The sequence below is a fragment of the Nostoc sp. genome, from assembly GCF_036917375.1.
Lineage (GTDB): Bacteria > Cyanobacteriota > Cyanobacteriia > Cyanobacteriales > Nostocaceae > Nostoc.
Genome location: NZ_JBALDN010000003.1, coordinates 1 through 25,209, shown reverse-complemented (window position 1 = coordinate 25,209; position 25,209 = coordinate 1). Strand labels below are relative to the sequence as shown.

The following is a 25,209-nucleotide window of genomic DNA, read 5'->3' as shown; positions in this document are numbered from 1 at the left end:
AAGTGGAAAAAAATACTTTTGCAACATCAGCTTATATTGCGACTTCACCAGAAAGTGCTTTTGACTACCTTTGTAGTTTAAAAAACTTGGATGAATGGACTCTTTATAGCCGGATGAAAGAGCAAATTGACGAAGATACCTGGTTGGGAACAGCATCCGGTTATCACAAAAATCTTTACTATCACGTTAAAAAACTAGAAAATCCACTTTTCTACGGCATTGAGTGGCACTGTGGATTAGAGTATCAGAAATATTTTCAGGTTTACCCTGTTTTGCTGTTTCCTACCGACTATATCGAGCCGGGAACAGATGAAAAAGGTGTGTACTTTCACTGGTTGAGCTTTGTCGATCCCAAACGGCAGACTCAGATGATTATGCAGGGAATTCACACAGTACATACTTCTGAATGTCGTTCTCTCAAAGGTAATTTGGAACGCAAAGCTGGTCTGACCTCAGCAGCTAAAGGAAGCCACTTTATCGATACAGACACCATCTATGTTGATGCCCCAATTGAAATCGGCATTGAATACCTAAAAGACTTAAAAAATATAGATGAGTGGGCACATTTACTGCGACCCAATGGTGATATTACTTCTGAATCAGGTGAATTCAAAGATGAATATGACCAGAAGGTAAAAGTTTCCGTGCGGGTTCATAGTCTGAGTAAATACTACTTGATTGAACAGGAACACTTTTATCCAGACTATGAATATTATCAGCGCTCTGTAGCTTTACTAATTCCAACCGCTTACGCTTTCGCAGATCCAGAAGCTTCTGGTTTTATTCTGCATCGAATCACATTCTGGAAAACAGATGTAACTGTTACCCACGGCAAACTACAGATTGAAGACTTTGGCGCTGAGAGCATGAACATCAAACGTTTGCTCGAAGCTAAAGCTGGCAACCTCCAATCATTTGACCGGGGAATGAGCTATCTACCAAAAACTCAAGAGTCACTAGTTACTAACTAAAATCTCAGCGTTCCTTTGCATTTGCCTTAGCGTCCCTTTGCGTTTCCCTCAATTCCACAAGATTACCTGTATTGCAACACATGAAACTCAAGCCACTTACTATTACTCTCCTCACTTTTTGTGTTGCCTCTTTTTCTGGAATCAAAGCTGCTTCAGCTGCATCCTTTTCAGTAATCGCCGACGGTCTATATAACGCCGGAGGTCTGAGCTTTAGCCCTGATGGTAATCTCTATGTTACAGAGGCGGGAATCGGGGGAAGTGGCGCTTGTGTCCCACCAGCAAGCGGTCAAGGTGATTCATTATGCTATGGCACAAGTGGGGCAGTTACCAAAATTGAGAAGGGTAAAACCGAGCGCATACTTACAGGACTTCCTTCTATAGCATTACCAGATGGTACTGGAGCCGCCGGGCCTCGTGATATCAAATTTGATGCTCAAGGTAAACCTTATATTCTGATTGGGTATGCGGCTAATCCAACCTTTCGCGATCGCAATTTAGGTAACACTGACCTCGGTAAAATCATTGCTCCCGACTTTAAGACCAATTCCTGGTCGAGTGTTGCTGATTTAGCTAACTATGAACTCGCCAATAATCCCGATGGTGGTGATGTCGGTAGCAATCCCTTGGGTTTCGTCATAGATGGCAATAAGTTAGTTGCAGTTGATGCTGGTGCGAACGACTTACTCAGTGTTAATACTGATGGTAGACATTTGCAATCTATCACCGCATTCCCTGAAGATGTATTGACTAATCCAGTCTTTCCACCTTCTGGGACACCATCCAATGAACCAGCACAAGTTCCATCTGAAGGTGAAGTGGTGCGACGCCCATTGCAGTTTGCAACCCAAGCAGTACCTTCAGGTGTGGCAAAAGGGCCTGATGGTGCTTATTATGTCAGCCAATTTACAGGTTTTCCTTTCCCAGAAGGTGGGGCAAAAATCTATCGAGTCGGTGCTGATGGGAAATCATCAGTCTTCGCTGATGGCTTTACCCAACTGACAGACTTGGAATTTGATACTAAGGGCAACTTGTATGCTTTGCAGTACGCCAATCAGTCAGCTTGGAAGGGTGATTTTGATGGTTCTGTCATCAAAATAGCTCCCGATGGGACACGCACAACTCTTTTGAGTGGGGATGGATTAGAGTCGCCTAGCGCCTTGACTATTGGTGCTGATGGTGCAGTATACGTCACAAACCGAGGCGATCGCCCAGGATTTGGACAAGTTCTCAGAATTGAAAATAGCAAGTCTATTCCTGAACCTGATTCTGCTTTAGGTGTATTAGCGATCGCTGCCTTGGGTGTTGCTTGGTTGCATAAGAAGAGAGAGCTACCAAACCTCCCATAAATAGAGTCGTGGCGCTCAAATAAAGAGTTTCAAGCCAATATCACTGCCACTCAATAAAGGCATTACAGCGTTTTTTAAAGACTAGGATTTGTTGTCTTTAAAACCATAAAAGTTTCCACAAACAAATTATTTAACTCTCAATCTCCAAAGGTATGAAACTCAAGTCATTTGCTCTTACATCTCTTACATTTTGTTTTGCTGCTATTTGTGGAACACCATCTGCACAAGCTGCAACGCTAACGACAGTTGTTGATGGAATCAGTAATGCACGGGGTGCTAGCTTTGGCCCTGATGGCAGTCTCTACGTAGCAGAGCCAGGTATCGGCGGCAACGGCAATTGCCAACCATCTCCGAGTACGTTGTTTCAGCCTATCTGTGCTGGTAATACTAGTTCACTGGTCAAAGTTGCACCAAACGGCACAAAACAGCGTATCCTTAATAACTTTCAGTCTTTAGCAGAGCAACCCACTGGCAACCAAGGCGCTGGTATTGAAGACATACAATTCGATTCTAAAGGGAATGCTTATGTTCTGACAGGGTTTGCCGGTTATCCAGGAAACCGCGATCTAGCAACACTTAACCTTGGTTCTAAATTCCCACTCCCACCACAGCAACTTGCAACTTTCCCGCCATCAACACCCGATAAAGTTTTGAATACGCCGCTACTAGGACAACTGTACAAAGCTGACTTGAACACCGGATCTCTCAGCAGTATTTTTGACTTTGCCAAGAATGAAATCACCAAAAATCCAGATAAAGGGGATGTAGTTACCAATCCCTATGACCTGGCTGTTAATGGCGATAATGCTTATGTGGTTGATGGCGGCGGGAACACTGCTTACAAAATCAAGCTTGATGGAAGCAAGTCACAGGCGATCGCAATTCCTAAAAATATTATTAGTAAGTCAGATTTGCCACCAGGATTACAGTTACCTCCTGGGCTATTACAGGAGCTTCCAGGAGGAAAAATAGCAATTCAATCAGTACCTACAGGTGGCGCAATTGGCCCCGATGGAGCTTTATACGTTGGCGAATATACGGGTTTTCCTTATCCACAAGGGAAATCACGGATTTTCCGCATTGGCGAAGATCAAAAACCAGAAGTTTTTCTCGATGGCTTTACGCACATCACCGACCTAACCTTCGATCAAAAAGGTGATTTGCTGGTTTTACAGTTCAGCGACAAGTCCCAGTTAGGGGGTGACATCACAAATCTACCTGGATCTCTCATCCAAGTTGCTCCCAATGGCACTCGCACAACACTTGTTGCAGCAGGTCAAGGGCTAGATTCCGCTGATGGAATTGATATTGGCCCTGACGGCAAGATTTATATTACCAATCGCGGTGTCGGCCCAGGACGAGGCGAGGTTGTTCGGGTGGATGGTGTCGTTATCGAAAAAGTTCCCGAACCTAGTTCAGTAGTCGGCTTACTAGCACTTGCTAGTGTAGGCGCAACCGCTGCTTACGCCAAGCGCAAACGCCAAGAAAAGTTGGGTGAATTGCTAACCGAAGCAGAGACTATCTAATCCCTCTTTTAAGAAACAAGGCAGAAGGCATAAGGGAAGAGGATTTGACTTGTTTTTTCCATCCATAACGGAAGCGATCGCCTTCGTAAATAGCTTCTGAAAAGAACCTTCTGACTTGAAAATGCTCCTTCGATGAGTATCTATATAGATCAGTCTCACATTGCATTTTCATGCTTGACTATGAAACTTGTTTCATCGGGACTGCCCTCTGCCTTCTGCCTCCTGCCTTCTTCAACTGACACCAACGAAAGCTTACAGAATAGGCTGCTGCCCAAGAGAGAAAGTTGCATTTCCAACAAGAGGCAGCAGCCCAAATTTCAGAGTTCCCAAACTAGGACGGGGAACGAAATTAGTCTAGGAAAGAGTATACCTTATACAACCAGGACTTAAAACTCATGGGATTGGTCAAAAATTTGTCAATTGGCATTCTTGGTACTGGATTCATGGTGTTGGCAACAGCAGCCGAAGCCAAGGCTGTAACATTAACTTACGACAGAAGTATCGGCAGTCCTGGCTTCGGCCCAGGGCAGCTTTTTGTTCCCCAAGGGATAACGGTAGATGATTCGGGGAATACCTACATAGCTAACGGACGGGGTGTTAACCCGGATGGTACTCCTAACTACAACATCGGTGACAAAATTGAAAAATTTAGTCCCAGCGGTCAGTATATTGGAGCAATCGGCTCCGGCGGCACAGGGCCTGGGCAGTTTGACGAGCCAACAACTGTAGACTTTAATCCCGTAACAGGGGATTTGTATGCAGGTGATGTTTACAACAACCGCATCAATCAATTCGATCCTCAGGGTAACTTTATTAGATCCTTTGCAAACGGAGAATTTACCCCTCGCGTAAACGATCGGATTTTCTTTGGGCCATCTGGTGTAACATTTGACAAAACTGGCAACGTTTACGTAGGTGATTTTAACGGCGAAAGAATCCTTAAATTCACACCTGACGGAAAGCAAATTGGCGTCATTGGCGGCACTCTGGGCACTGCACTAGGAGAAACTCAAGGTGTAGCAGGTGTAAGAATTTCCTCAGTCAGTGGAAATATCTTTCTAGCTGACCAGTATAACAACCGCGTTCAAGTACTCGATCCAAATGGTAAACCTCTGTACGCATTTGGTTCAGCAGGTAGCGGCCCTGGACAGCTTCTTCAGCCAATTGGCATCGAAGTGGACGACCAAGAGAATGTTTATGTAGCTGATTCTATCAATAGCCGCGTTCAGGTATTTGATAAAAACGGTAAGTTCTTGACTTCCTACGGTCAACCAGCCCTAGATGCATCAGGTAAGCCAGTCCCGCCTCCAGCATTAACTGGCCCTCCATTTGGTAATCCCCTCGACCTGACACCAGGCAGATTTAACTGGACGGGTGGTACAACCCTCAAAGATGGCAAGCTTTATGTGGGCGATTTCTTCCAAGGTCGCGTCCAAGTGCTAAACGTAGGGGGCAGAAGGCAAGTACCAGAACCTAGTTCCGCATTGGGTTTAGCATTGCTTGGACTTGGGGCTGCTACCGTCACATTACGGAAACGTGGGCAACAAAAGCCAGTCTTCAGTTTAGAGAAGACGTTGCAAAAACAGTGCTGAGTTCTCATGATTGAGTAGCAGTAAAGTGACCGAATTCGAGTTCAAAGGTCGAAGTTCCAAGTTCAGAGGTCGAAGTTCCGAGTTCAAAGGTCGAAGTTCCGAGTTCAGAAGCTGAAGTTCCGAGTTCAAAGGCTGAAGTTCCGAGTTCAGAAACTGAAGTTCCAAGTTCAAAGGCTGAAGTTCCGAGTTCAAAGGCTGAAGTTCCGAGTTCAAAGGCTGAAGTTCCGAGTTCAGAAGCTGAAGTTCCAAGTTCAAAGGCTGAAGTTCCGAGTTCAGAGGCTGAAGTGGATTAAACAAAATCTAAAACTTCTGTTTCGTGGGGTGCGTTATGCCCTTGGGTAACACACCTTACGAAAATTTCAGGTCATTAAATCTGGAATAAGGGAGATAAAACTGGAAACACTAAATAAAGCCAACATTATCAAGGTGCTTTTAGGACATTAACGGTTAATGCACATTCTGATTTATTCATACAACTATCATCCAGAACCAATTGGTATTGCACCTTTGATGACTGAACTAGCAGAAGGGCTGGTGAAGCGAGGGCATCAAGTGCGGGTAATCACAGGTATGCCTAACTATCCTCAGCGTCAGATTTACGATCGCTATCGGGGTAAGTTATACGTTACTGAAGAGAAAAATGGTGTCAAAATTCAGCGCAGTTACCTGCGGATTAAGTCTAAACCTAACCTTATAGATCGGCTACTGCTAGAGTTGAGCTTTGTCTTTACAAGTTTGCCACAAGCTCTCAAGGGTGAGCGACCTGATTTAATTCTCTTAACAGTGCCACCGTTACTCGTTTGCTTACCTGCAACTTTAATAAGTTGGCTATACAACTGTCCAGTAGTGCTGAATGTGCAAGATATCCTCCCGGAAGCTGCTGTGCGTGTTGGGCTAATTAAGAATAAGTTGATGATTCAAGCTCTGGAAGCTTTAGAAAAATTTGCCTACCGAAATGCACATACCATTAGCGTGATTGCCGATGGCTTTGTAGATAATTTAATACATAAAGGTGTACCTGTTAATAAAATTGCCTGTATTCCAAATTGGGTAAATCTAAATTTTATCCGCCCTTTACCGAAGGAGAATAACTCCTGGAGAGCTTCCCATCAACTTGATAATAAATTTGTAGTGCTTTATTCAGGTAATATTGCTCTGACGCAAGGTTTAGAGACAGTAATAGAAGCAGCATCTCGGTTGCGTCATATTAATGATATTGTCTTTGTCGTAGCAGGCGAATCCCAAGCTCTCGAAAGGTTGCAAAAACATTGTCTTGCTTGTGGTGCAGATAACGTTTTGCTTTTACCATTGCAACCGCGAGAAAAACTACCGCAAATGTTGGCAGCGGCAGATGTCGGGTTGATTGTGCAAAAGTGCAATGTGATTTCCTTCAATATGCCTTCTAAAATACCATTGTTGTTAGCCAGTGGTCGCCCAATTGTCGGTTCAGTTCCCGCCACTGGTACTGCTGCGAAAGCTATCAAAGAAAGTGGTGGCGGTATTATCGTTGAGCCAGAATCAGCAGATGCTTTGGCAAATGCTATATTAGATTTATATAATCAGCCGGAACTAGCAGCAAAATTAGGGCGTGAAGGAAGAAAGTTCGCGGTAGAAAATTATTCCTTTGAGCAAGCGCTAGATCGGTATGAAGAGTTATTTTATGATGCGATCGCCAAAGGAGCAACAACTTTGGATATCTTGCCCGAATTGAGTTCTAAAGAATCACTTGTTGATATTTGAAAATTGGGGACAGTAAAAATGCCTTTGAAATCCTCTGATTCAGATCGGTTGAAAAAAACTGACCAAAGGTTGATTGCCTTATTGAGCGATCGCATATCATTATTAGCAGCATCAGAACAGCCTTCTCTAGATGAACAACTGGCTGATGTCGCTCCCCTACTCGCTCTAGCTGGTATTCCTGAGTCTGTTTGGGCAGGTGTGCTAAATAGTTGTCATGCTATTCTGATTCCTCAATATGCAACAAAACATGTCACTCCCCGACAAATTACTATTATCGGTGGATGCGGCAGGATGGGAAAATTATTTAAAGAGCAACTTTCGCTAGTAGGTAATAGTGTTAGCGTCCTTGAATCTGATGATTGGGAATATGCAGATCAACTTTTAAGTCAGGCAGAACTAGTTTTAGTCAGCGTTCCTATTGAGAATACAGTTGATGTTATCAAGCGGGCAGCGAAATACCTTGCTCCCAATGCCGCTTTGTGTGACATTACGAGTATTAAAACACAGCCAACTCAAGCAATGCTCGAACATCATTCTGGCCCAGTCATGGGTTTACACCCAATGTTTGGGCCAAATGTAAAATCGTTTTTTGGACAAAAAGTGGTGGTGTGTCCAGGTCGAAACGATGATTCATTTCAATGGTTTTTAGACTTGATTAAAAGTCAAGGTGGAGAGTTAATTGTTTGCACGCCTGAAGAACACGATCGCATGATGACGATCGTTCAAGCAACGCAACATTTCTGTAGATTTAGTCTTGGTGTTTTCTTAGCACAAGCAAAAATCGATATACAGCAGAGTCTAACAATGTCAACTCCTAACTACCGTCAAGAAATTGAGATTGTTAAACGTTTATTTTCCCAAAACCCTCACTTATGTGTGGATATTATGCTAGCTACAGAAGATAGATGCGATGCAATTAGCTTTTTAGCTGATACTTACAGTCATTTGGCAAAACTAGTAGCGATGAAAGATAGAGATGCATTAATTCAGGAATTTGAAAAAGCTCAAAGTTTTTTTGAAGAAAAAATTAACAGTTTTATGCAGCCTTTAAATACAATGGCTATCCAACGAGATTTTCAATCAAAGCTGCACACAAATATTAGCATTTAAATAAATATAAATATGCTGATAGACATATTTCACGATACAGTTTGTCCTTGGTGCAGAATTGGGAAAAAACATCTGTTTGATGCACTGGCACAACGGCAAGAACAAGAAGTACATATCCGCTGGCATCCTTTTCTTTTAGACAATACTGTTCCTGCGGAGGGATACGAATTTCGCAGCTTTATGGAAAATAGAAAAGGGATGAAAGCGGAAGAAATACAACTGATATTTGATAGTACGCAACGCGCAGGTGAGGCGGCTGGAGTTAAGTTAGATTTTGATAAAATCCGTTTGGCTGTCAATACTAAGCTTTCTCATCAGCTGATTGCACTTGCACCTGCAAACGTAAAAAACGATGTCGTCGAAGCTATTTATCAAGCTTACTTTGAATACGGTTTGAACATTGGAAATATTGACGTTATTGTTGCCATTGGTACAGCGTATCAGATGAATCCTAGCGAATTAAAGTTGCAATTAAACGATCGCGCGGTGAGTGATGCAGTTATAGCTGAATCAACATTTGCTCGGTTAAATGGCATCAACAGCGTCCCGTTCTTCGTAATCAATGACAAAGTTAAGGTAAATGGTTCTCACTCGGTAGAGGTGTTCCTAGAAACTTTGAATCGTGCTGCACTTTTAGATATACCTGCAAAAATATGATAGTTGACATCAAGCAAAAAAGTAGATTAATTCATCAACGTGTTTCGGTTACTTTTAACTACGAAGTTTACTTCACCCAAAATTTATTTGAGTTAAAAAATCCTATCTTAGCCCAAGTGATTGGTGCGGATGAGGAGACAAAGCCGAAGAAAATAGTTGCTGTGATAGATGCAGGAATATTAAAGTCTCAACCTGAATTGGTAAAGCAATTAGTCGCGTATACCAAGTTTTATGCAGAAGTACTAGCGATCGCAGCCGAACCGATGATAATTTCGGGAGGAGAAGCTGCGAAAAACGATGGCACTTTATTAGAGGAAATCCAGCAACAGATTGAAACCGCTGGATTATGTCGCCATTCTTATGTGTTAGCGATCGGGGGCGGGGCGGTGTTGGATTTAGTAGGATATGCAGCCGCAACTGCTCACCGGGGAATTCGGCTAATTCGAGTTCCAACAACGGTGTTAGCGCAAAACGATTCTGGGGTTGGCGTCAAAAACGGCATCAACGCTTTTGGTAAAAAGAACTTTCTCGGTACATTTGCGCCACCTTATGCAGTTATCAATGACTCTGCCTTTTTGACAACTCTAGACGATCGCGATTGGCGTTCTGGAATCGCAGAAGCAGTCAAAGTAGCGCTGATTAAGGATGCTAGCTTTTTTGATTTTATCCACTCTCACGCCGCAGCTCTGAGGCGGCGAGATATGGATACTATGCAACAGGTTATCTATCGTTGCGCTCAGTTGCATTTAGAACATATTGCCAATGGCGGCGATCCTTTTGAAATGGGTTCGTCTCGTCCCCTGGATTTTGGCCATTGGGCGGCTCATAAACTGGAACATTTGACAGATTATCGCTTGCGTCATGGCGAAGCAGTTGCGATCGGTATTGCTTTGGATAGCACTTATTCCTATTTAGCAGGATTGCTGGATTGTTCCGAGTGGCAACGGATATTAAATACTTTATCGGCGTTGGGTTTTACGTTGTATGTGCCAGAACTAGCTGATAAGTTATCACAATTGGAAGATCCTAATTGTTTGTTTCGGGGTTTGACTGAATTCCGCGAACATTTGGGGGGAGAGTTAACTTTGACGCTGTTAAAAGGGATTGGAAAAAGAATTGAGGTTCATGAGGTGAATTTGTTGTTGTATAGGCAAGCTATATCGCTGTTGCAGGAAGTGAGAGGGGAATTTTAAACGCAAAGGGACGCAGAGGTTTTATGAGAGGATTTACTACTTTTGGGGGAGGCGATTTTTTTTAAATAAGGTTGTTGGTAAATGTACTAGAAAAGCAGTATAAAAAGCGAATAAATTGACACCCAATCGAAAGATTATTCAATGTATTATCTGCTTGATATCTAGTATTCTTAAATAAGAAGTAAAAAGTTTTTGATTACATCTTTTAAAAACAATATGTTGACTTAGATTAATAGAAAAATATCTAAGTCTGTTCTATGTTTGAAAATAACTACTAATAATGATTAATGGTTTTGGCTTAATGATTGACTAACAAATATTCTAGAGAAATTACTCATGGTTTTTGATTCACGTTCTTATAAAACTCTTGGCGGTGTCAGTGTTTCTCGCTCCATCACTGAAGTGAAGATGGACACTGCTCTCGATGATATTCTGTTCCATTTAAATTCTCAGCGTGGAGGGTTACTAAGGAGTAGCTACGAATATCCAGGCAGATACAAAAGATGGGCAATCGGATTTGTCAATCCACCATTAGAGTTGACTACACAGGATAATGCTTTCACTTTGATAGCGTTGAATGAACGCGGTCAAGTACTGTTGCCATTTCTTTTAGAGCGCCTATCCCAATCAGAACAACTTGAGAACGTCACCCAAGAAGATAACTGTATTGTAGGCTTTATTAAAGCTACAAAAAAATTATTTACTGAAGAAGAACGTAGTAAACAGCCTTCATCGTTTACCGTTGTCCGCGAAATTCTATACACTTTCTCTAGTCAAGAAGACGAGCATTTAGGCTTGTATGGTGCGTTTGGTTATGACTTAGTTTTTCAGTTTGAACCAATTACCCAACATTTAGAACGTCCTACAGATCAGCGCGATTTGGTGCTTTATTTGCCAGATGAATTGATTGTTGTTGACTATTATCAGCAACGTGCATTTCGCCTACAATATGATTTTAAAACAGCGAACGGCAGTACCAAAAATCTTCCTAGAACAGGTGAATCTGTAGATTATCGCGGCAAACATCTTTTACCAAATCAAACTGCTGACCATAAAGTAGGTGAATATGCGAAAAAAGTTGAGGTTGCACTCGATTATTTCCGCAGAGGCGATTTATTTGAAGTTGTTCCTAGTCAAAACTTTTTTGAAGGCTATGAAGACGAACCCAGCAAACTATTTAATACCTTAAAGGAAATAAATCCTAGTCCTTATGGGTTTATTTTTAATTTAGGGGGCGAATATCTGATTGGTGCATCTCCAGAAATGTTTGTGCGGGTTGAAGGTAGGCGGGTAGAAACTTGTCCAATTAGTGGCACTATTAGCCGGGGACAAGATGCTCTTGACGATGCGGTGCAAATTCGTCAGTTACTCAACTCCCACAAAGATGAAGCTGAGTTGACCATGTGTACTGATGTCGATCGCAATGACAAATCCCGAATCTGCGAGCCTGGTTCAGTACGAGTCATTGGTCGTCGCCAGATTGAATTATACAGCCACCTGATACATACAGTAGATCATGTTGAGGGTACACTGCGATCGCAATTTGATGCTTTAGATGCCTTTCTTTCGCATACATGGGCAGTTACAGTCACAGGCGCACCCAAAAAAGCCGCAATAGATTTTATTGAACGGCACGAAAAAAGCGCCCGACGTTGGTATGGTGGAGCAGTCGGCTATTTAAATTTCAACGGGAATTTAAATACTGGCTTAATTCTGCGGACAATTCGATTAAAAGACTGCATTGCGGAAGTGCGAGTTGGGGCTACTGTCCTTTATGACTCTATACCACAGTCAGAAGAACAAGAAACAATTACCAAAGCTGCTGCTTTATTTGAGACAATTCGCCGCGTAAAGCAAACGAGTCAAAAAATTGATGAGTCCAGTTCTCTAAAATTAAGTAAACAGATTCCAGGTGTAAATTCTGGCAAACGTATCTTATTAATAGACTACGAAGACTCATTTGTTCATACTTTAGCCAATTACATTCGCCAAACTGGTGCAAGCGTCACCACACTGCGTCATGGTTTTTCGGAATCGTTATTCGATACAGAACGCCCTGACTTAGTTGTATTATCTCCTGGCCCTGGTAGACCAAGTGATTTTGGGGTTTCCGAAACTGTCGGCGCTCTTCTGCATCGCCAAATTCCGATTTTCGGAGTTTGTCTAGGATTGCAAGGCATCGTTGAAGCTTTTGATGGCGAATTGGGAGTTCTCAACTATCCTCAACATGGTAAATCCTCACGGATTTTCGTCACCGATTCCAATTCTGTCACCTTCAAAAACTTACCGGAATCCTTTGCAGTCGGTAGATATCACTCATTGTTTGCCCTACCGCAACGTTTGCCAAAAGAACTCAAAGTAACAGCGATTTCTGATGACGACGTAATTATGGGCATTGAACATCAGACACTTCCCATCGCCGCCGTTCAGTTTCATCCAGAATCAATCATGACTTTAGGTGGAGAAGTCGGTCTGAAAATAATTAAAAATGTCGTGCGTGCATATACGCAAGTCAAAGAGTCATTAGTCATTGGTCATTAGCCTCGTTCCCATGTTCTGCGTGGGAATGCCATCTTGAGGCTCCGCCTCCCTGATACCGAAATTAAGAGTGTTTTTAATCGTATCAGGCAGGCAGAGCCTGCACAGAATTCATTCCCAGATGGAATCTGGGAACGAGAAACAAACGAGAAACAAATGATAATAACAAGAATGCGAGAATAATTACTTATTTCCCCATCTCCACTACCTTTAGCATTTTATGACTAACCAAGTTGCCCCTTCCCGCCATATTCTTGAAGAAATTGTGTCGCATAAAAGGCAAGAAGTTGCACAAATGCAGCAAAAATTGCCTTTAGCCTCCTTGCGACAACAGTTAAATACAGCCCCGACTGTGCGAAATTTCTTGACTGCTTTACAAGAAAATCCCAACCAACCGAGCTTAATTGCCGAGGTAAAAAAAGCATCACCTAGCCGTGGTGTTATCCGCGCAGATTTTGACCCAGTTGCTGTTGCTCAAGCTTATGAACGAGGTGGTGCAGCTTGTTTATCAGTCCTGACTGACGAAAAGTTCTTTCAAGGCGGTTTTGATAATCTGCGAAGGGTGCGTCAACAAGTTGCATTACCTTTACTGTGCAAGGAGTTCATCATTAACTCTTATCAAATTTATTTAGCACGGACAGCAGGTGCAGATGCAGTATTGTTGATTGCAGCTATTTTATCAGATCGAGAACTCCAAGACTTTTTGCGAGTAATTCACGATTTGGGAATGATTGCGCTAGTAGAAGTCCATACCTTAGCTGAACTGGATCGAGTGCTAAAGCTTGATAACCTAAGTTTAGTAGGAATCAACAATCGCAATTTAGAAGACTTTACCCTTGATTTAGGAACCACAAAGCAACTTTTAGCAGAGCGTCAACAACAATTACAAAGCTTAGATATCACCGTCGTCAGCGAGTCTGGACTGTATACACCTGCTGATTTATCTCTTGTCGCTGAGGCTGGCGCGCGTGCAGTTTTGATTGGAGAGTCTTTAGTTAAACAAAGCGATGTAGAGCAGGCTGTGCGTGAGATTTTGAGTGCTGAGTGCTGAGGTAAACCTAAAAAATGAAGCTTTGATACTCAACGACGGAGTTCAAAGACTCGTTAACGGAGCTAAAAGACTCATTCACGAGTATAAAAGACTCGTTAACGGAGCTAAAAGACTCTTTAACGGAGATAAAAGCCTCGTTAACGGAGCTAAAAGACTCGTTAACGGAGATAAAAGCCTCATTCACGAGTATAAAAGACTCTTTAACGGAGATAAAAGCCTCGTTAACGGAGCTAAAAGACTCGTTAACGGAGATAAAAGCTTCATTCACGAGTATAAAAGACTCGTTAACAAAAAATTTAGCATCGGCATCGCTAATTGCTAAGTGTAAATTATTCTAAAACTATTAAACAATCATTAACTATTTTTCAGCATGACCTCTATCTCCGATTCCTTTCAAACTTTACGCGATCGCCAACAGTGTGCTTTAATCCCTTTTATCACAGCAGGCGATCCTAACTTAGAAACTACAGCCGAAGCCTTACGCATCTTAGATCGCAACGGTGCTGACTTTATCGAGTTAGGCATTCCCTACTCCGATCCTCTCGCAGATGGGCCTGTGATTCAAGCAGCAGCAACCCGCGCTTTGCAAAAAGGCACGAAATTAGAGCAAGTGCTAGAGATGTTACACGTAGTGATTCCTAGCCTAAAAGCGCCGATAATTCTATTTGCTTACTACAATCCCATTTTGCACCGGGGTATTAAGTCGTTTTTGGCGCAAATTGCCGTTGCTGGGGTGCAAGGGTTGGTAGTACCAGATTTACCCTTAGAAGAAGCAGAAGAATTAATCCAAACTGCTGCCTCTTTCGGAATTGAGGTAATTTTACTCGTAGCTCCTACCAGTTCTCAAGATAGAATTGTTGCGATCGCTCGTCAATCTCAGGGTTTTATCTATCTAGTTAGTGTTACAGGTGTTACAGGTATCCGCGCTCAAATCCAAAACCGCGTAGAGCATTTAATTACCGAGTTGCGAAGCGTCACCAATAAACACATCGGCGTTGGTTTTGGCATCTCCGCACCAGAACAAGCACATCAAGTCATGGAATGGGGTGCAGATGCAGTGATTGTTGGCAGCGCCTTTGTCAAACGTTTAGCTGAAGGTACTTCAACAGAAGGATTGCAAGCCATAGAAGAATTTTGTCGAGAACTTAAAACAGCCATTACAGAAAGTCAGCCTGAAAGTCCATCTCTTCAAGAGGTGAGATAAATCCATCCGCAGACTTAGGGTGTATACAAGTCAAATTACCCCCCTTAATCCCCCCTTGTAAAGGGGGGAAACAAGAAATCTAGTTCCCTCCCCCTTGTAAAGAGGGGAAACAAGAAATCTAGTTCCCTCCCCCTTGTAAAGAGGGGAAACAAGAAATCTAGTTCCCTCCCCTTTACAAGGGGAGGGTTAGGGTGGGGTAAAAACCAGGTGAGTAAACTATTTCAGACTTGTGTATACACCGTAGCGCCCCTCTGCCCCCTGCTTCCATTAAGATAATGAAACTCCTACTGAAATCTGTCAAAATATTAATTTATAGCGTACTTATAGTTAGCACCTGTGCTATTACAGTTTTCGCCCACGATCGCCTTGAAAAGGGACAATACAAATACCATTGGAATCACAATCTTCCAGGGCAATACGCTCACCTAACTGCAAGAAAGAACGTAACTGACCTAACATCAGCAGAGAAAACAGCCTTTGTCAAGGCGATCAAAACCTTAAAAACTGTCATACCCGCAGGTAGCAAGGTCAGTATTTACGACCAATTCGTTGCTATACACATAGGGGCAACACGCTTGATTCATAACCATAAAGGACATTCCGATGGTTCCGTCCAAGAACTTGCTCATGAAAATGCCGCATTTTTCCCTTGGCATCGAGAATATATCCGCAGATTTGAACAAGCACTGCAAGCAGTAGACCCAAATGTTACTCTCCCATACTGGGATTGGACTGACCCCAAATCACTTGATGTGGTTTTTAACGATGACTTTCTTGGTTCTAACGGTCAAGGAGTAACTATCAAAATTCCAAATCAAGGAAACTTTACAGGCGGGCCTGTGCCTGGGGCTTTTTCTGCTGCCAATGGCTGGGTTATGAATCCAGCATTAAACATTGACCTAGATACCAACACATCATTAGGTACATCACTTGTCCGCTTTCTACGGCTACCTCCTGCCACCGATTACCCTGTGCCCAAAAAAGATGTTGAGCGTGCGCTGAGTCTTAATAACTATTCTCTATTTCGCCCAGCGTTGGAAGGATTTATCTCTGTAAATGAGCAGGGTAAAGTTACCCCAGGAGGATTTCTACACAACTACATTCATGGTTTAGTTGGTGGAGCGCAGATAGATGCAAGCACAAGACCCGTAAAGTTTAAGGGCTTGGGTACTATGAGCAATATACCAAGTTCGCCTTATGACCCAGTGTTTTGGTTGCATCATGCCAACGTAGACCGCCTCTGGGCTGAATGGCAAGAAAACGGTCATCAAGGTAGCGATTTTTATCCTGCCAATGGTCAACCTTACGGGCACAATCTTAAAGACCTAATGTGGCCTTGGGACGGCGGGATGTCTACCCCCAAAGCTACGGCGTTAGGAGATTTAGTATCTCTATTACCAAATTTTAACTCCAACGATTTGGTGCGCCCTATAGACGTTTTGAATCACAGGAAACTGGGCTATATCTACGAAACCCGTGAAAGGAAAACACAAAGAAGATTTTAGTGGCATAAGTTCTAAAAAATTAGAACGCGAGTAAAAAATACTTAAACATAAAAGGATTTTAACCAATGGTAAGTCTACAAGACATCAAGACTGCAACTCAACAACCAGATTCATTGGGCAGGTTTGGCAAGTTCGGTGGTAAATACGTCCCAGAAACCTTAATGCCTGCATTAAGTGAATTAGAAGCAGCATTTCATCAATATCTCAACGAGCCGAGTTTCCAAGCAGAACTGCAAAACTTACTGCGAGATTATGTAGGACGACCCAGCCCATTATATTTTGCCGAACGCCTGACAACAAACTACGCTAGACCAGATGGGACAGGGCCGCAAATTTATTTAAAGCGCGAAGATTTAAATCATACAGGCGCTCACAAAATTAATAATGCTTTAGCTCAGGTGTTACTCGCTAAACGCATGGGTAAGCAACGGGTGATTGCAGAGACAGGTGCAGGACAACACGGCGTAGCAACTGCAACCGTGTGTGCGCGGTTTGGTTTGAAATGTGTGATTTACATGGGCGTTCAAGATATGGAACGCCAAGCCCTGAACGTGTTTCGGATGAAATTAATGGGGGCAGAAGTCAGTCCAGTGGAGGCAGGTACAGGAACTCTCAAGGATGCAACTTCGGAAGCAATTCGAGATTGGGTGACGAATGTAGAAACAACCCATTACATCCTGGGTTCCGTTGCCGGGCCTCATCCCTACCCAATGATTGTCCGTGACTTCCACGCCGTAATTGGTGTAGAAACTCGCGCTCAAGCCCAGGAGAAATGGGGAGGATTACCAGATATTCTACTGGCTTGCGTGGGTGGAGGTTCCAATGCAATCGGCTTATTCAATGAGTTTATGCATGAATCTTCGGTGCGCCTAATCGGAGTAGAAGCGGCGGGTGAAGGTGTAAATACAGAAAAACACGCTGCCACCTTGACAAAAGGAAAAATAGGTGTTTTGCACGGTGCAATGAGCTATTTACTGCAAGATGATGATGGTCAAGTCATTGAAGCCCATTCAATTAGTGCGGGATTAGATTATCCTGGCGTTGGCCCTGAGCATAGTTATTTAAAGGATCTTGGTCGCGCCGAATATTACAGTGTTACCGACAAACAGGCTCTAGAAGCATTTCAAAGGCTGTCGCAACTAGAAGGAATTATTCCAGCCTTAGAAACTGCTCATGCGATCGCATATCTAGAAACCCTTTGTCCTCAATTAAAAGGCAGTCCCCGCATCGTCATAAATTGTTCCGGCAGAGGTGACAAAGATGTGCAAACTGTTGCCAAAGTCCTAATTCCTTAATTTTCTCTTCTTGTCGTCATTTGTCCTTCGTGAATGATCAATGAATACGATCGCTGTAACGCAAACTCCACTTGATAAAATCTCCATCCCTTCTGAGTTCTACAACTGGCCAGCTTTATTACAACAGTTGCTAAATCGGCAATCGTTGAGGGTTCCCCAAGCTGCGGATTTGATGCAAGGTTGGCTCACCGATGCCATTCCCCATGTTCTATCAGGAGCGATTTTAGCCGCAATTCAAGCCAAAGGCGTCTCTGCCGAAGAATTAGTCGGCATGGCCACCGTCTTACAATCCCAATCCCCAGTTCCCAGTTCCCAATTCCCAGTTCCCCTAATTGACACTTGTGGAACTGGTGGAGATGGCGCTTCAACTTTTAATATCTCGACTGCTGTCGCCTTTGTTGCCGCCGCCGCCGGGGTGAAAGTTGCCAAACATGGCAATCGTTCGGCATCTAGCAAAGCTGGTTCGGCTGATGTACTGGAAGCTTTGGGTATAAATCTCAACGCCACTCCTGAAAGAGTGCAAGCCGCAGTTGGCGAAGTTGGAATCACCTTTTTGTTTGCTCCCGGCTGGCATCCTGCACTAAAGGCGATCGCAACTTTGCGAAAAACTTTGAAAGTGCGGACTGTTTTTAACTTGCTGGGCCCGCTAGTAAATCCGATGCGGCCGACAGGGCAAATTATTGGTGTGAACGATCCGCTTTTACTAGAAGAGATTGTTCAAGCCTTATCCCAACTGGGATGTCAGCAAGCGATCGCCCTCCACGGACGGGAACGTTTAGATGAAGCTGGTTTAGCAGATGTCACCGACTTGGCTGTACTCCAAGATAAAAAAGTCCGCTCTCTAACCCTGAATCCTCAAGAACTTGGTTTGAGTTTTGCACCCACTGCGGCGTTGTGCGGTGGAGATGTCCAAGAAAATGCTCAAATCTTGAAGGCAGTTTTGCAAGGTAAAGGCACTCAAGCGCAACAGGATGTAGTCGCTTTAAATACAGCCTTAGCCCTGCAAGTTGGTGAAGCCATTCATGGGGAAACTGATATTTTAGCAGGTTGTGTTAAAGGTATTACCCTTGCTAAGGAAATTCTGCAAAGCGGTGCAGCTTGGACAAAATTAGAACAACTTGCGGAATTTTTGCGCTAATCACCAAGGTAGGGGCACAGCATTGCTCATTGGTGTCAACTTAACGTAAAACCGCTTGTCCGCCGGGAATTGAAATTCCCGTCTCATAGCTAAAGTCATCTGAAGATGACTAAATATCGCCAAAAATCTCCAGTCTACTTCAGTAGACTTAAGCCTAAAAGCCAAAGAAATTTATTTCCGGGCGGGCATGGAAGCCAACAGTTAAGGTCTTTCCAGCTTAAGTTGACACCAATGAGCATTGCTGTGCCCCTACGAACGGACTGTATTACACCTAAAAACTATACGGAAGGAAAAACAGATGATTATCATACTTAAGAGCGGTACACCTGTTGAGGAAATTTCTCGCATTAGCCAAGAACTGAGTGACACTTGGGGAGTCACAGTAGAAAAAAGCGTTGGCACTCATAAAGTTGTGCTGGGGCTAATTGGTGATACCACTAGCATTGATAAATTACAGGTTCAGGAATTTAGCCCTTGGATTGAGCAAGTATTACGAGTGCAACAACCTTTCAAGCGGGTAAGTCGAGAATTCCGACATGGAGAAGCTAGCGAGGTTGTTGTACCTACACCTAACGGTCGTGTCTATTTCGGAGAACATCACCCTATCGTAGTGGTAGCCGGGCCTTGTTCTGTTGAAAATGAAGCGATGATTGTCGAGACGGCAAAACGGGTGAAGGCAGCTGGGGCACAGTTTCTGCGTGGCGGAGCTTACAAACCCCGTACTTCACCTTATGCGTTTCAAGGTTATGGTGAAAGCGCTTTAGATTTATTAGCGGCAGCGCGGGAAGCTACTGGTTTGGGTATCGTCACAGAACTAATGGATGCTGCCGATTTATCAGCAGTGGCGAGAACAGCTGACATCATCCAAATCGGGGCGCGAAATATGCACAACTTCTCGCTGCTGAAAAAGGTAGGCGCTCAAGATAAACCTGTGCTGCTGAAGCGGGGAATGTCTGCCACAATTGACGAGTGGCTGATGGCAGCAGAATATATTTTGGCATCTGGAAATCCCAATGTGATTCTTTGTGAACGGGGAATCAGAACCTTTGATGGTAAATATGCGCGCAATACTTTAGATTTATCGGTGCTTCCGGTATTGCGATCGCTTACCCACTTACCAATTATGATCGATCCCAGTCATGGTACGGGTAGGTCTGAATATGTACCATCGATGGCAATGGCTGCGATCGCAGCTGGTACAGATGCCTTAATGATTGAAGTTCACCCCAATCCCGCAAAAGCTTTATCCGATGGTCCCCAATCTCTCACTCCTGAGAAATTTGACCGTTTAGTTCAAGAAATGTCAGTCCTGGGCAAACTGGTCGATCGCTGGTCTACACCTGTATTCGACCGTATTGGTGGGCGTTAACTTTAGAATTCAGGAGCAAAGCCAGAGATGCTTCGCCTCCGGTCAGAATCAAGATGCTCTGGTGCGATCGCTTAAGGGTACGCGGACTCGCAATCAGTGAAGGATACCCTGCGGGATCTACAGACCCGCCACTGATTAAAACCCCCATCAAATCTATGATTTGATGGGGGTTTTAAACTTTGTTGTTCATTCGCTTTTTTGTACAAAATTCATTCTAAATTCTGACTCCTGAATTCTGTTTAGATAAAACTTATACACATAAATTTGGCTGCTTTTGGAAAGATTTTATATAAATTCATCTTTGATTAATTCACCTAAATTAAATAAAGCATTACCCAAACTTAATCAAAATCAAATATTTTTTCTTCAGCATTATCTTAAGTAACCAAATCATCCTCATGACACTCTCAAGACGTAAATTCTTTACAGTAGCAGGTACTACTGCCGTCGGCACTTTGATGGTGTCTCCTTTGGAAGGTCTTCTTGCCAGAAAAGCCTTTGGTAAAAAACTTGGTAAAGGATATGGCCCGCTTTTACCAGATCCCAATCGTTTGTTAGATTTACCAAGCGGATTTGAGTATCAAGTTATCTCTCGCACAGGAACCCTGATGAGCGATGGCAATCTAGAGCCTAGTAATCATGATGGTATGGCAGCCTTCCCTGGGCCCAAAAACACAACAATCCTGGTTCGCAATCACGAACTTAGCATCACTTCTGGTACACGAGTACAAGTACCAAATCCCTACGATCCCATTTGCAGAGGTGGCACTACGACTCTAATTGTTGGACGCGATCGCCAGTTGATAAAACAGTTCAGCTCTCTCGGCGGAACCATTCGTAACTGTGCTGGTGGTTTAACTCCTTGGGGTTCATGGATTAGCTGTGAAGAAGATACAACTATACCAAGTGCAACTAATGGAGTCATAAAGTTACACGGTTATAACTTTGAGGTTCCAGCTAGCGCCACCTCTCCTGTAACTCCAGTGCCTCTAGTTGCGATGGGACGGTTTAATCATGAGGCTATAGCTGTAGATCCCAAAACTGGATATGTCTATCAAACTGAAGATAGAGGAGATAGCCTCTTCTACCGTTTTATCCCGAAAGTTCCTGGTCGGTTAAAAGAAGGAGGTATTCTTCAAGCTCTAAGAATTATAGGTAGACCAGGAGTCAACACCAAGACCGGTTTCGTAGTAGGACAGAAGTTTTCTGTAGATTGGGTGAATATTCCTGACCCCAACCCAACAACTACAGATAATGTCAGAGTGCAAGGTCGCAACTTAGGTGCAGCCCAGTTTAGCCGTGGGGAAGGCATCTATTATGAAGACAACAAGGATAAGAAGGATAAAAAAGGCAACAATGGCCAAGGAGAATTTTACTTCACTGCTACAGATGGTGGCCCTGTCGGCGGTGGTCAGGTCTGGCGCTACATTCCGGGTGAAGAGACAATTGAATTGTTTGTCGAGTCTCAATCTAAAGATGAACTCGATATGCCCGATAACTTAGTTGTGGCACCTTTTGGCGATCTTATCCTCTGTGAGGATGGAGACGGCGACAATTTCTTGATAGGTATTACTCCCAGTGGTGAAATCTACAAATTTGCACGTAATGCCCTTCAAACAGGTGAGTTTGCTGGAGCCTGTTTCTCACCTGATGGTCGTACTTTGTTTGTCAACATTCAAAGCCCTGGTATTACTTTAGCTATCTGGGGCCCTTGGAATAGTAATAGAGGCTAACACGAAATCTCTTCCGTAGTAGGAAACAGGTTTCTTAGATACCGTAAAAAGTCAGTAAAACAGTTAGAGACTTCCAAAGAAAAAGTCTCTAACTGTGCTTTTGCGGGGTGGGTAATTTATTAGTTGGAAGTTTCTAAAGCGAAGTCTTAGCTGATTTTTGGCAAATGCTTAAACCCGAACAATAAATTATTTCGTCTAAAAAATCCATTGTTCGGGTCTTCTTGAAAAGAGTATAAAATCTCGAACTACCTCTTTTTTTGAAGTTCGTGCATACTTCTGACAACCTTTGTGACTAAATTTCTGGGCGTAAATCTGACGCTTTCAGTTAATATTTTATTTCTCATCCCAGGAACAACAACAGTTTTGTTTTTCATTAAGCCTCGATAACCAATCCTAGCGACGGTTGCCGTATCCATCATTCTGTTAACGTTAGCAATCTTAGATTCTTCCATTGCAGCATTTTGTTGGAATTCCGATGCTGTTGGCCCTGGACAAAGAACAGTCACGCTGACACCTGTGCCTTCTAATTCATTCGCGATCGCTTCTGAAAATGATAATACATAGGCTTTAGTAGCAAAATAAACTGCCATTAAAGGCCCCGGTTGAAAAGCTGCTGCTGAAGCCACATTTAATATTTTTCCATAGTTTTGCTCGACCATATCTTTGAGGAACAACTTCGTTAAATGAGTCAGGCTGACCATATTTACCTGAAGCATTTTCAATTCAGTGCTGAGGTCTGTTTCGTTAAATGCTCCATAAGTACCAAAACCAGCATTGTTAACTAGCACATCAATCTTGATGGATGCTTGCTGTAATTCTGTAAAAATTTCTTCTGGGGATGTTGGGATAGATAAATCCTTAACAAAAATTTTGACGGAAATGCCAAATTTTTGGGGAAATTCATCTATGATTTCAGTAAGTTTTTGTTCATTCTTATCTACTAATACAAGATTATAACTATGACGGGCAAAAATCTGGGTTAATTGATAGCCTATACCACTAGCCGCTCCTGTAATTAAAGCAGTTCTTTTTTGCCGACTTCCGTATGCTTGATTCATGTTAAAAAATGGCGAATTTGAGTTAATTAATTTAACAAAAAGAATTCAGAAGTCAGGAAACAACATTCAGAATTTAATTTAAATGTATTGAAATCCCTCGTTAATGTATTCTGACTTCTGTTAGCACAACGGGGCGTAGCCCATTCTGACTTCTAAATTCTTATTTAACTTTGATAAATTTAGCTACAGCAAAATATAATGTTTGCCGTAGCTATTTTTATAGTGAAAAAATGATGCTATCCACCTGAAATGAGTATGCTTCAATCCAGGATAGTAAACGCAAATATAAAAATCTGTATCTATATAAACAAGAGCAAGAATATTTAATCTCGTCGTTAGAATTCAGCACCCAAGAGTCAGAATTTAGAAAAAATCTAGTATACTTAGTATATTTGTTGTCAAATATTCTGCTGATTTTTTAACTATTCTTATTCCTGAATTCTTATATATCGTCATCAATGACACAACCTAATTCCGTTGCTATAACTGACGTGCAAGCAGCACAAAAGCGAATTTTAGGGATTGCCCACCGCACGCCTGTACTAACATCTAGAATCGTTAACGATCGCACCAATAGCCAAGTATTCTTTAAGTGCGAAAACTTTCAACGCACCGGGGCATTTAAATTTAGAGGGGCGTACAATGCCCTAGCCCAACTGTCGGTAGCAGAAAAACAAACAGGCGTTATCACCTATTCATCAGGAAATCATGCCCAAGCGATCGCTTTAGCTGGGCAACTACTAAATATTCCCACCACCATTGTCATGCCTGATGATGCACCTATTGTTAAACAAACTGCTACTCGCGGCTATGGTGCAGAGATAATTTTGTACAATCGCCAAGAAACAAACCGAGAAGAATTAGCTCAAAATTTAGCAAGCGATCGCTCTTTGACACTTATTCCTCCTTACGATCATCCCCATGTCGTTGCTGGACAGGGGACAACTGCTTTAGAACTGATCCAAGAAGTTGGTGAATTGGACTTACTATTAGTTTGTTGTGGCGGTGGTGGATTGCTTTCAGGATGTGCGATCGCAGCCAAGTCACTTTTACCCAATTGTAAAGTAATCGGCGTAGAACCAGCCCTTGCCGACGATGCTACCCGCTCCTTTCACACCAAAACGCTGCAAACTGTCAAAAATCCTAATACCATCGCCGATGGCGCGCGGACTCCTAGCCTTGGTAAAATTACTTTCCCCTTAGTGCTGCATTACGTCGATGATATGGTGACGGTATCTGAAGAAGCGATTCTTCGCACCATGTTTTTCTTGTGGGAACGTCTGAAAATTGTCGTTGAACCCACTGGGGTATTAGCTGCTGCTGCTTTACTCGAAGGTGTGGTGACAGCACCAGAAGCGAGAATTGGTGTCATCATCAGCGGTGGAAATGTAGATTTGGCGCAAGTTGGTAAATTGTTTTCTGGGGGATTGGATTGAAAAGTTAAATTCCCAATAGACAAACTGCGATGTTTAGCGACAAGAAGTGTAGCTCTCTACGCACTTTTGATTACGCTTTTACTTTGCCATTGCTATTCACACCAACAATTATTGACTGTGGCTCATTACTAACAATTGGCGATTCACCTCGCAATCCTTTGCGGCGTCGGTTTTTAGGAACTCCTCCCGCCATACCATACTCTACACTGCTTTTGCCATATTTAGCCCCAATGCCCATGAGTATGTGTTCTGTCATGTCTGCCAACTGCTGCTCTGTTTCTAACATTTCACGGTATATTTTATCTAGGTTAGAAAGCGCAGTATTGTAAGTATTTTCTTTATTTCGCATTGTCTCAATTAGGCTTGAGTAAGCAAATAAAGTGAGTCCATTACTCACATCTAAGTTTGGATCGATTGAACTGATACTGGCTGCACGACGTGCTGCTTTTTCTAGCACTTGGGAAGTTCTTTTTAGTCTAGCCATAAAATGTACCTTTTAATGCGGTTATTTATTTGATTATCAGTTCTCGAATTCACTGATTTAAGTTTCTTTACTTTAAAAAACTTCCGTATCGATCAGCCTGAGGAAATTCCTGCAAATCTCTATTAGCTTTTATTACACTGTGAATTACTAATAAATCAGTAAATTACGCAAAAAAGAACTCAAACCCCAGTTTGAGAACTCAATATTAGCTTTTGAGTACTAAATATACTCAAAAAAGAACTCAAACCCCAGTTTGAGAACTC

22 protein-coding genes are annotated in these 25,209 nt (G+C 42.8%); 17 read left to right on the top strand and 5 right to left on the bottom strand.

Annotated features, from left to right (window positions below):
* Positions 1 to 2: 2 nt before the first annotated feature.
* The 4 genes from scyC to scyF all read left to right on the top strand — a co-directional run bounded on the left by scyC (position 3) and on the right by scyF (position 5,435).
* Positions 3 to 971 carry a scytonemin biosynthesis cyclase/decarboxylase ScyC gene (gene scyC, locus V7K45_RS00945; protein WP_334999511.1) on the top strand — a complete coding sequence of 323 codons (969 nt, stop codon included), beginning with the start codon at positions 3 to 5 and terminating at the stop codon, positions 969 to 971.
* Positions 972 to 1,051: 80 nt separating this feature from the next.
* On the top strand, positions 1,052 to 2,317 hold the full coding sequence (locus tag V7K45_RS00940; RefSeq protein ID WP_334999507.1) for a ScyD/ScyE family protein: 1,266 nt from the start codon (positions 1,052 to 1,054) through the stop codon (positions 2,315 to 2,317).
* 152 nt (positions 2,318 to 2,469) lie between these two features.
* On the top strand, positions 2,470 to 3,843 hold the full coding sequence (locus V7K45_RS00935) for a ScyD/ScyE family protein (protein ID WP_334999505.1): 1,374 nt from the start codon (positions 2,470 to 2,472) through the stop codon (positions 3,841 to 3,843).
* Between the two features lie 395 nt (positions 3,844 to 4,238).
* Positions 4,239 to 5,435 carry a scytonemin biosynthesis PEP-CTERM protein ScyF gene (scyF, locus tag V7K45_RS00930; RefSeq protein WP_334999503.1) on the top strand — a complete coding sequence of 399 codons (1,197 nt, stop codon included), beginning with the start codon at positions 4,239 to 4,241 and terminating at the stop codon, positions 5,433 to 5,435.
* On the opposite strand, the gene V7K45_RS00925 is transcribed toward scyF, so the two are convergent.
* Positions 5,406 to 5,732 carry a coiled-coil domain-containing protein gene (locus V7K45_RS00925; RefSeq protein WP_334999501.1) on the bottom strand — a complete coding sequence of 109 codons (327 nt, stop codon included), beginning with the start codon at positions 5,730 to 5,732 and terminating at the stop codon, positions 5,406 to 5,408. The two genes, scyF and V7K45_RS00925, sit on opposite strands and share 30 nt — an antisense overlap.
* A 153-nt stretch (positions 5,733 to 5,885) precedes the next feature.
* Here V7K45_RS00925 and V7K45_RS00920 point away from each other — a divergent pair, with 153 nt between their 5' ends.
* From V7K45_RS00920 to trpC, 6 genes are all read left to right on the top strand, one after another.
* Positions 5,886 to 7,175 carry a glycosyltransferase family 4 protein gene (locus V7K45_RS00920; protein WP_334999499.1) on the top strand — a complete coding sequence of 430 codons (1,290 nt, stop codon included), beginning with the start codon at positions 5,886 to 5,888 and terminating at the stop codon, positions 7,173 to 7,175.
* Between the two features lie 18 nt (positions 7,176 to 7,193).
* Positions 7,194 to 8,285 carry a bifunctional chorismate mutase/prephenate dehydrogenase gene (gene tyrA / locus V7K45_RS00915; protein WP_334999497.1) on the top strand — a complete coding sequence of 364 codons (1,092 nt, stop codon included), beginning with the start codon at positions 7,194 to 7,196 and terminating at the stop codon, positions 8,283 to 8,285.
* Positions 8,286 to 8,297: 12 nt separating this feature from the next.
* On the top strand, positions 8,298 to 8,942 hold the full coding sequence (locus V7K45_RS00910) for a DsbA family oxidoreductase (RefSeq protein WP_334999495.1): 645 nt from the start codon (positions 8,298 to 8,300) through the stop codon (positions 8,940 to 8,942).
* Positions 8,939 to 10,135 carry a 3-dehydroquinate synthase gene (locus V7K45_RS00905; protein WP_334999493.1) on the top strand — a complete coding sequence of 399 codons (1,197 nt, stop codon included), beginning with the start codon at positions 8,939 to 8,941 and terminating at the stop codon, positions 10,133 to 10,135. The genes V7K45_RS00910 and V7K45_RS00905 overlap by 4 nt, the downstream gene beginning before the upstream one ends.
* Before the next feature lie 336 nt (positions 10,136 to 10,471).
* Complete coding sequence (locus V7K45_RS00900; RefSeq protein WP_334999492.1) at positions 10,472 to 12,676, top strand: anthranilate synthase; 2,205 nt, start codon at positions 10,472 to 10,474, stop codon at positions 12,674 to 12,676.
* Positions 12,677 to 12,893: 217 nt separating this feature from the next.
* A complete protein-coding gene (trpC, locus tag V7K45_RS00895; protein ID WP_334999490.1) occupies positions 12,894 to 13,724 on the top strand; it encodes an indole-3-glycerol phosphate synthase TrpC in 831 nt (276 codons plus the stop codon).
* Positions 13,725 to 13,731: 7 nt separating this feature from the next.
* Here trpC and V7K45_RS00890 read toward each other — a convergent pair whose 3' ends face one another.
* Positions 13,732 to 13,992 carry a hypothetical protein gene (locus V7K45_RS00890; RefSeq protein WP_334999488.1) on the bottom strand — a complete coding sequence of 87 codons (261 nt, stop codon included), beginning with the start codon at positions 13,990 to 13,992 and terminating at the stop codon, positions 13,732 to 13,734.
* Between the two features lie 102 nt (positions 13,993 to 14,094).
* On the opposite strand from V7K45_RS00890, the gene trpA reads away from it, so the two are divergent.
* The 5 genes from trpA (at position 14,095) to aroF (ending at position 20,235) form a co-directional block, all read left to right on the top strand.
* The gene (gene trpA / locus V7K45_RS00885) at positions 14,095 to 14,928 is read left to right on the top strand and encodes a tryptophan synthase subunit alpha (RefSeq protein ID WP_334999487.1); all 834 of its coding nucleotides are present in this window, start codon (positions 14,095 to 14,097) and stop codon (positions 14,926 to 14,928) included.
* A gap of 275 nt (positions 14,929 to 15,203) precedes the next feature.
* Entirely contained in the window at positions 15,204 to 16,433 is a 1,230-nt protein-coding gene (locus V7K45_RS00880) for a tyrosinase family protein (RefSeq protein WP_334999485.1), read from the top strand.
* Between the two features lie 65 nt (positions 16,434 to 16,498).
* Positions 16,499 to 17,728, top strand: coding sequence for a tryptophan synthase subunit beta (gene trpB / locus V7K45_RS00875; protein ID WP_334999483.1), 1,230 nt, complete (start codon positions 16,499 to 16,501; stop codon positions 17,726 to 17,728).
* A 40-nt stretch (positions 17,729 to 17,768) separates the two neighbouring features.
* On the top strand, positions 17,769 to 18,866 hold the full coding sequence (trpD, locus tag V7K45_RS00870; protein ID WP_334999481.1) for an anthranilate phosphoribosyltransferase: 1,098 nt from the start codon (positions 17,769 to 17,771) through the stop codon (positions 18,864 to 18,866).
* A gap of 298 nt (positions 18,867 to 19,164) precedes the next feature.
* Positions 19,165 to 20,235 carry a 3-deoxy-7-phosphoheptulonate synthase gene (aroF, locus tag V7K45_RS00865; RefSeq protein ID WP_334999479.1) on the top strand — a complete coding sequence of 357 codons (1,071 nt, stop codon included), beginning with the start codon at positions 19,165 to 19,167 and terminating at the stop codon, positions 20,233 to 20,235.
* On the opposite strand, the gene V7K45_RS00860 is transcribed toward aroF, so the two are convergent.
* Positions 20,201 to 20,383 carry a hypothetical protein gene (locus tag V7K45_RS00860; protein ID WP_334999477.1) on the bottom strand — a complete coding sequence of 61 codons (183 nt, stop codon included), beginning with the start codon at positions 20,381 to 20,383 and terminating at the stop codon, positions 20,201 to 20,203. The genes aroF and V7K45_RS00860 overlap by 35 nt on opposite strands.
* A 250-nt stretch (positions 20,384 to 20,633) precedes the next feature.
* On the opposite strand from V7K45_RS00860, the gene V7K45_RS00855 reads away from it, so the two are divergent.
* The gene (locus tag V7K45_RS00855) at positions 20,634 to 21,968 is read left to right on the top strand and encodes an alkaline phosphatase PhoX (RefSeq protein ID WP_334999475.1); all 1,335 of its coding nucleotides are present in this window, start codon (positions 20,634 to 20,636) and stop codon (positions 21,966 to 21,968) included.
* Between the two features lie 245 nt (positions 21,969 to 22,213).
* Here the strand turns inward: V7K45_RS00855 and V7K45_RS00850 are convergent, their stop codons facing one another.
* Positions 22,214 to 23,026, bottom strand: a complete 813-nt coding sequence (locus V7K45_RS00850) for an SDR family NAD(P)-dependent oxidoreductase (protein WP_334999473.1) — start codon at positions 23,024 to 23,026, stop codon at positions 22,214 to 22,216.
* 458 nt (positions 23,027 to 23,484) lie between these two features.
* Between V7K45_RS00850 and V7K45_RS00845 the strand changes: the two genes are divergently transcribed.
* Complete coding sequence (locus V7K45_RS00845; protein ID WP_334999471.1) at positions 23,485 to 24,462, top strand: threo-3-hydroxy-L-aspartate ammonia-lyase; 978 nt, start codon at positions 23,485 to 23,487, stop codon at positions 24,460 to 24,462.
* A 70-nt stretch (positions 24,463 to 24,532) separates the two neighbouring features.
* Here the strand turns inward: V7K45_RS00845 and V7K45_RS00840 are convergent, their stop codons facing one another.
* Complete coding sequence (locus V7K45_RS00840; RefSeq protein WP_334999469.1) at positions 24,533 to 24,946, bottom strand: hypothetical protein; 414 nt, start codon at positions 24,944 to 24,946, stop codon at positions 24,533 to 24,535.
* Positions 24,947 to 25,209: the final 263 nt, after the last annotated feature.

Excerpts from the sequence above, each read along its gene's own strand:
- tyrA (WP_334999497.1), top strand. The coding sequence starts at position 7,194 with ATGCCTTTGAAATCCTCTGATTCAGATCGGTTGAAAAAAACTGACCAA.
- trpD (WP_334999481.1), top strand. The coding sequence starts at position 17,769 with ATGAATACGATCGCTGTAACGCAAACTCCACTTGATAAAATCTCCATC.
- V7K45_RS00910 (WP_334999495.1), top strand. The coding sequence starts at position 8,298 with ATGCTGATAGACATATTTCACGATACAGTTTGTCCTTGGTGCAGAATT.
- V7K45_RS00940 (WP_334999507.1), top strand. The coding sequence starts at position 1,052 with ATGAAACTCAAGCCACTTACTATTACTCTCCTCACTTTTTGTGTTGCC.
- V7K45_RS00840 (WP_334999469.1), bottom strand. The coding sequence starts at position 24,946 with ATGGCTAGACTAAAAAGAACTTCCCAAGTGCTAGAAAAAGCAGCACGT.
- trpC (WP_334999490.1), top strand. The coding sequence starts at position 12,894 with ATGACTAACCAAGTTGCCCCTTCCCGCCATATTCTTGAAGAAATTGTG.
- V7K45_RS00855 (WP_334999475.1), top strand. The coding sequence starts at position 20,634 with ATGACACTCTCAAGACGTAAATTCTTTACAGTAGCAGGTACTACTGCC.
- V7K45_RS00880 (WP_334999485.1), top strand. The coding sequence starts at position 15,204 with ATGAAACTCCTACTGAAATCTGTCAAAATATTAATTTATAGCGTACTT.
- trpA (WP_334999487.1), top strand. The coding sequence starts at position 14,095 with ATGACCTCTATCTCCGATTCCTTTCAAACTTTACGCGATCGCCAACAG.
- V7K45_RS00900 (WP_334999492.1), top strand. The coding sequence starts at position 10,472 with ATGGTTTTTGATTCACGTTCTTATAAAACTCTTGGCGGTGTCAGTGTT.
- V7K45_RS00905 (WP_334999493.1), top strand. The coding sequence starts at position 8,939 with ATGATAGTTGACATCAAGCAAAAAAGTAGATTAATTCATCAACGTGTT.
- V7K45_RS00860 (WP_334999477.1), bottom strand. The coding sequence starts at position 20,383 with ATGGGGGTTTTAATCAGTGGCGGGTCTGTAGATCCCGCAGGGTATCCT.
- trpB (WP_334999483.1), top strand. The coding sequence starts at position 16,499 with ATGGTAAGTCTACAAGACATCAAGACTGCAACTCAACAACCAGATTCA.
- V7K45_RS00845 (WP_334999471.1), top strand. The coding sequence starts at position 23,485 with ATGACACAACCTAATTCCGTTGCTATAACTGACGTGCAAGCAGCACAA.
- V7K45_RS00935 (WP_334999505.1), top strand. The coding sequence starts at position 2,470 with ATGAAACTCAAGTCATTTGCTCTTACATCTCTTACATTTTGTTTTGCT.
- scyF (WP_334999503.1), top strand. The coding sequence starts at position 4,239 with ATGGGATTGGTCAAAAATTTGTCAATTGGCATTCTTGGTACTGGATTC.
- V7K45_RS00850 (WP_334999473.1), bottom strand. The coding sequence starts at position 23,026 with ATGAATCAAGCATACGGAAGTCGGCAAAAAAGAACTGCTTTAATTACA.
- aroF (WP_334999479.1), top strand. The coding sequence starts at position 19,165 with ATGATTATCATACTTAAGAGCGGTACACCTGTTGAGGAAATTTCTCGC.
- V7K45_RS00920 (WP_334999499.1), top strand. The coding sequence starts at position 5,886 with ATGCACATTCTGATTTATTCATACAACTATCATCCAGAACCAATTGGT.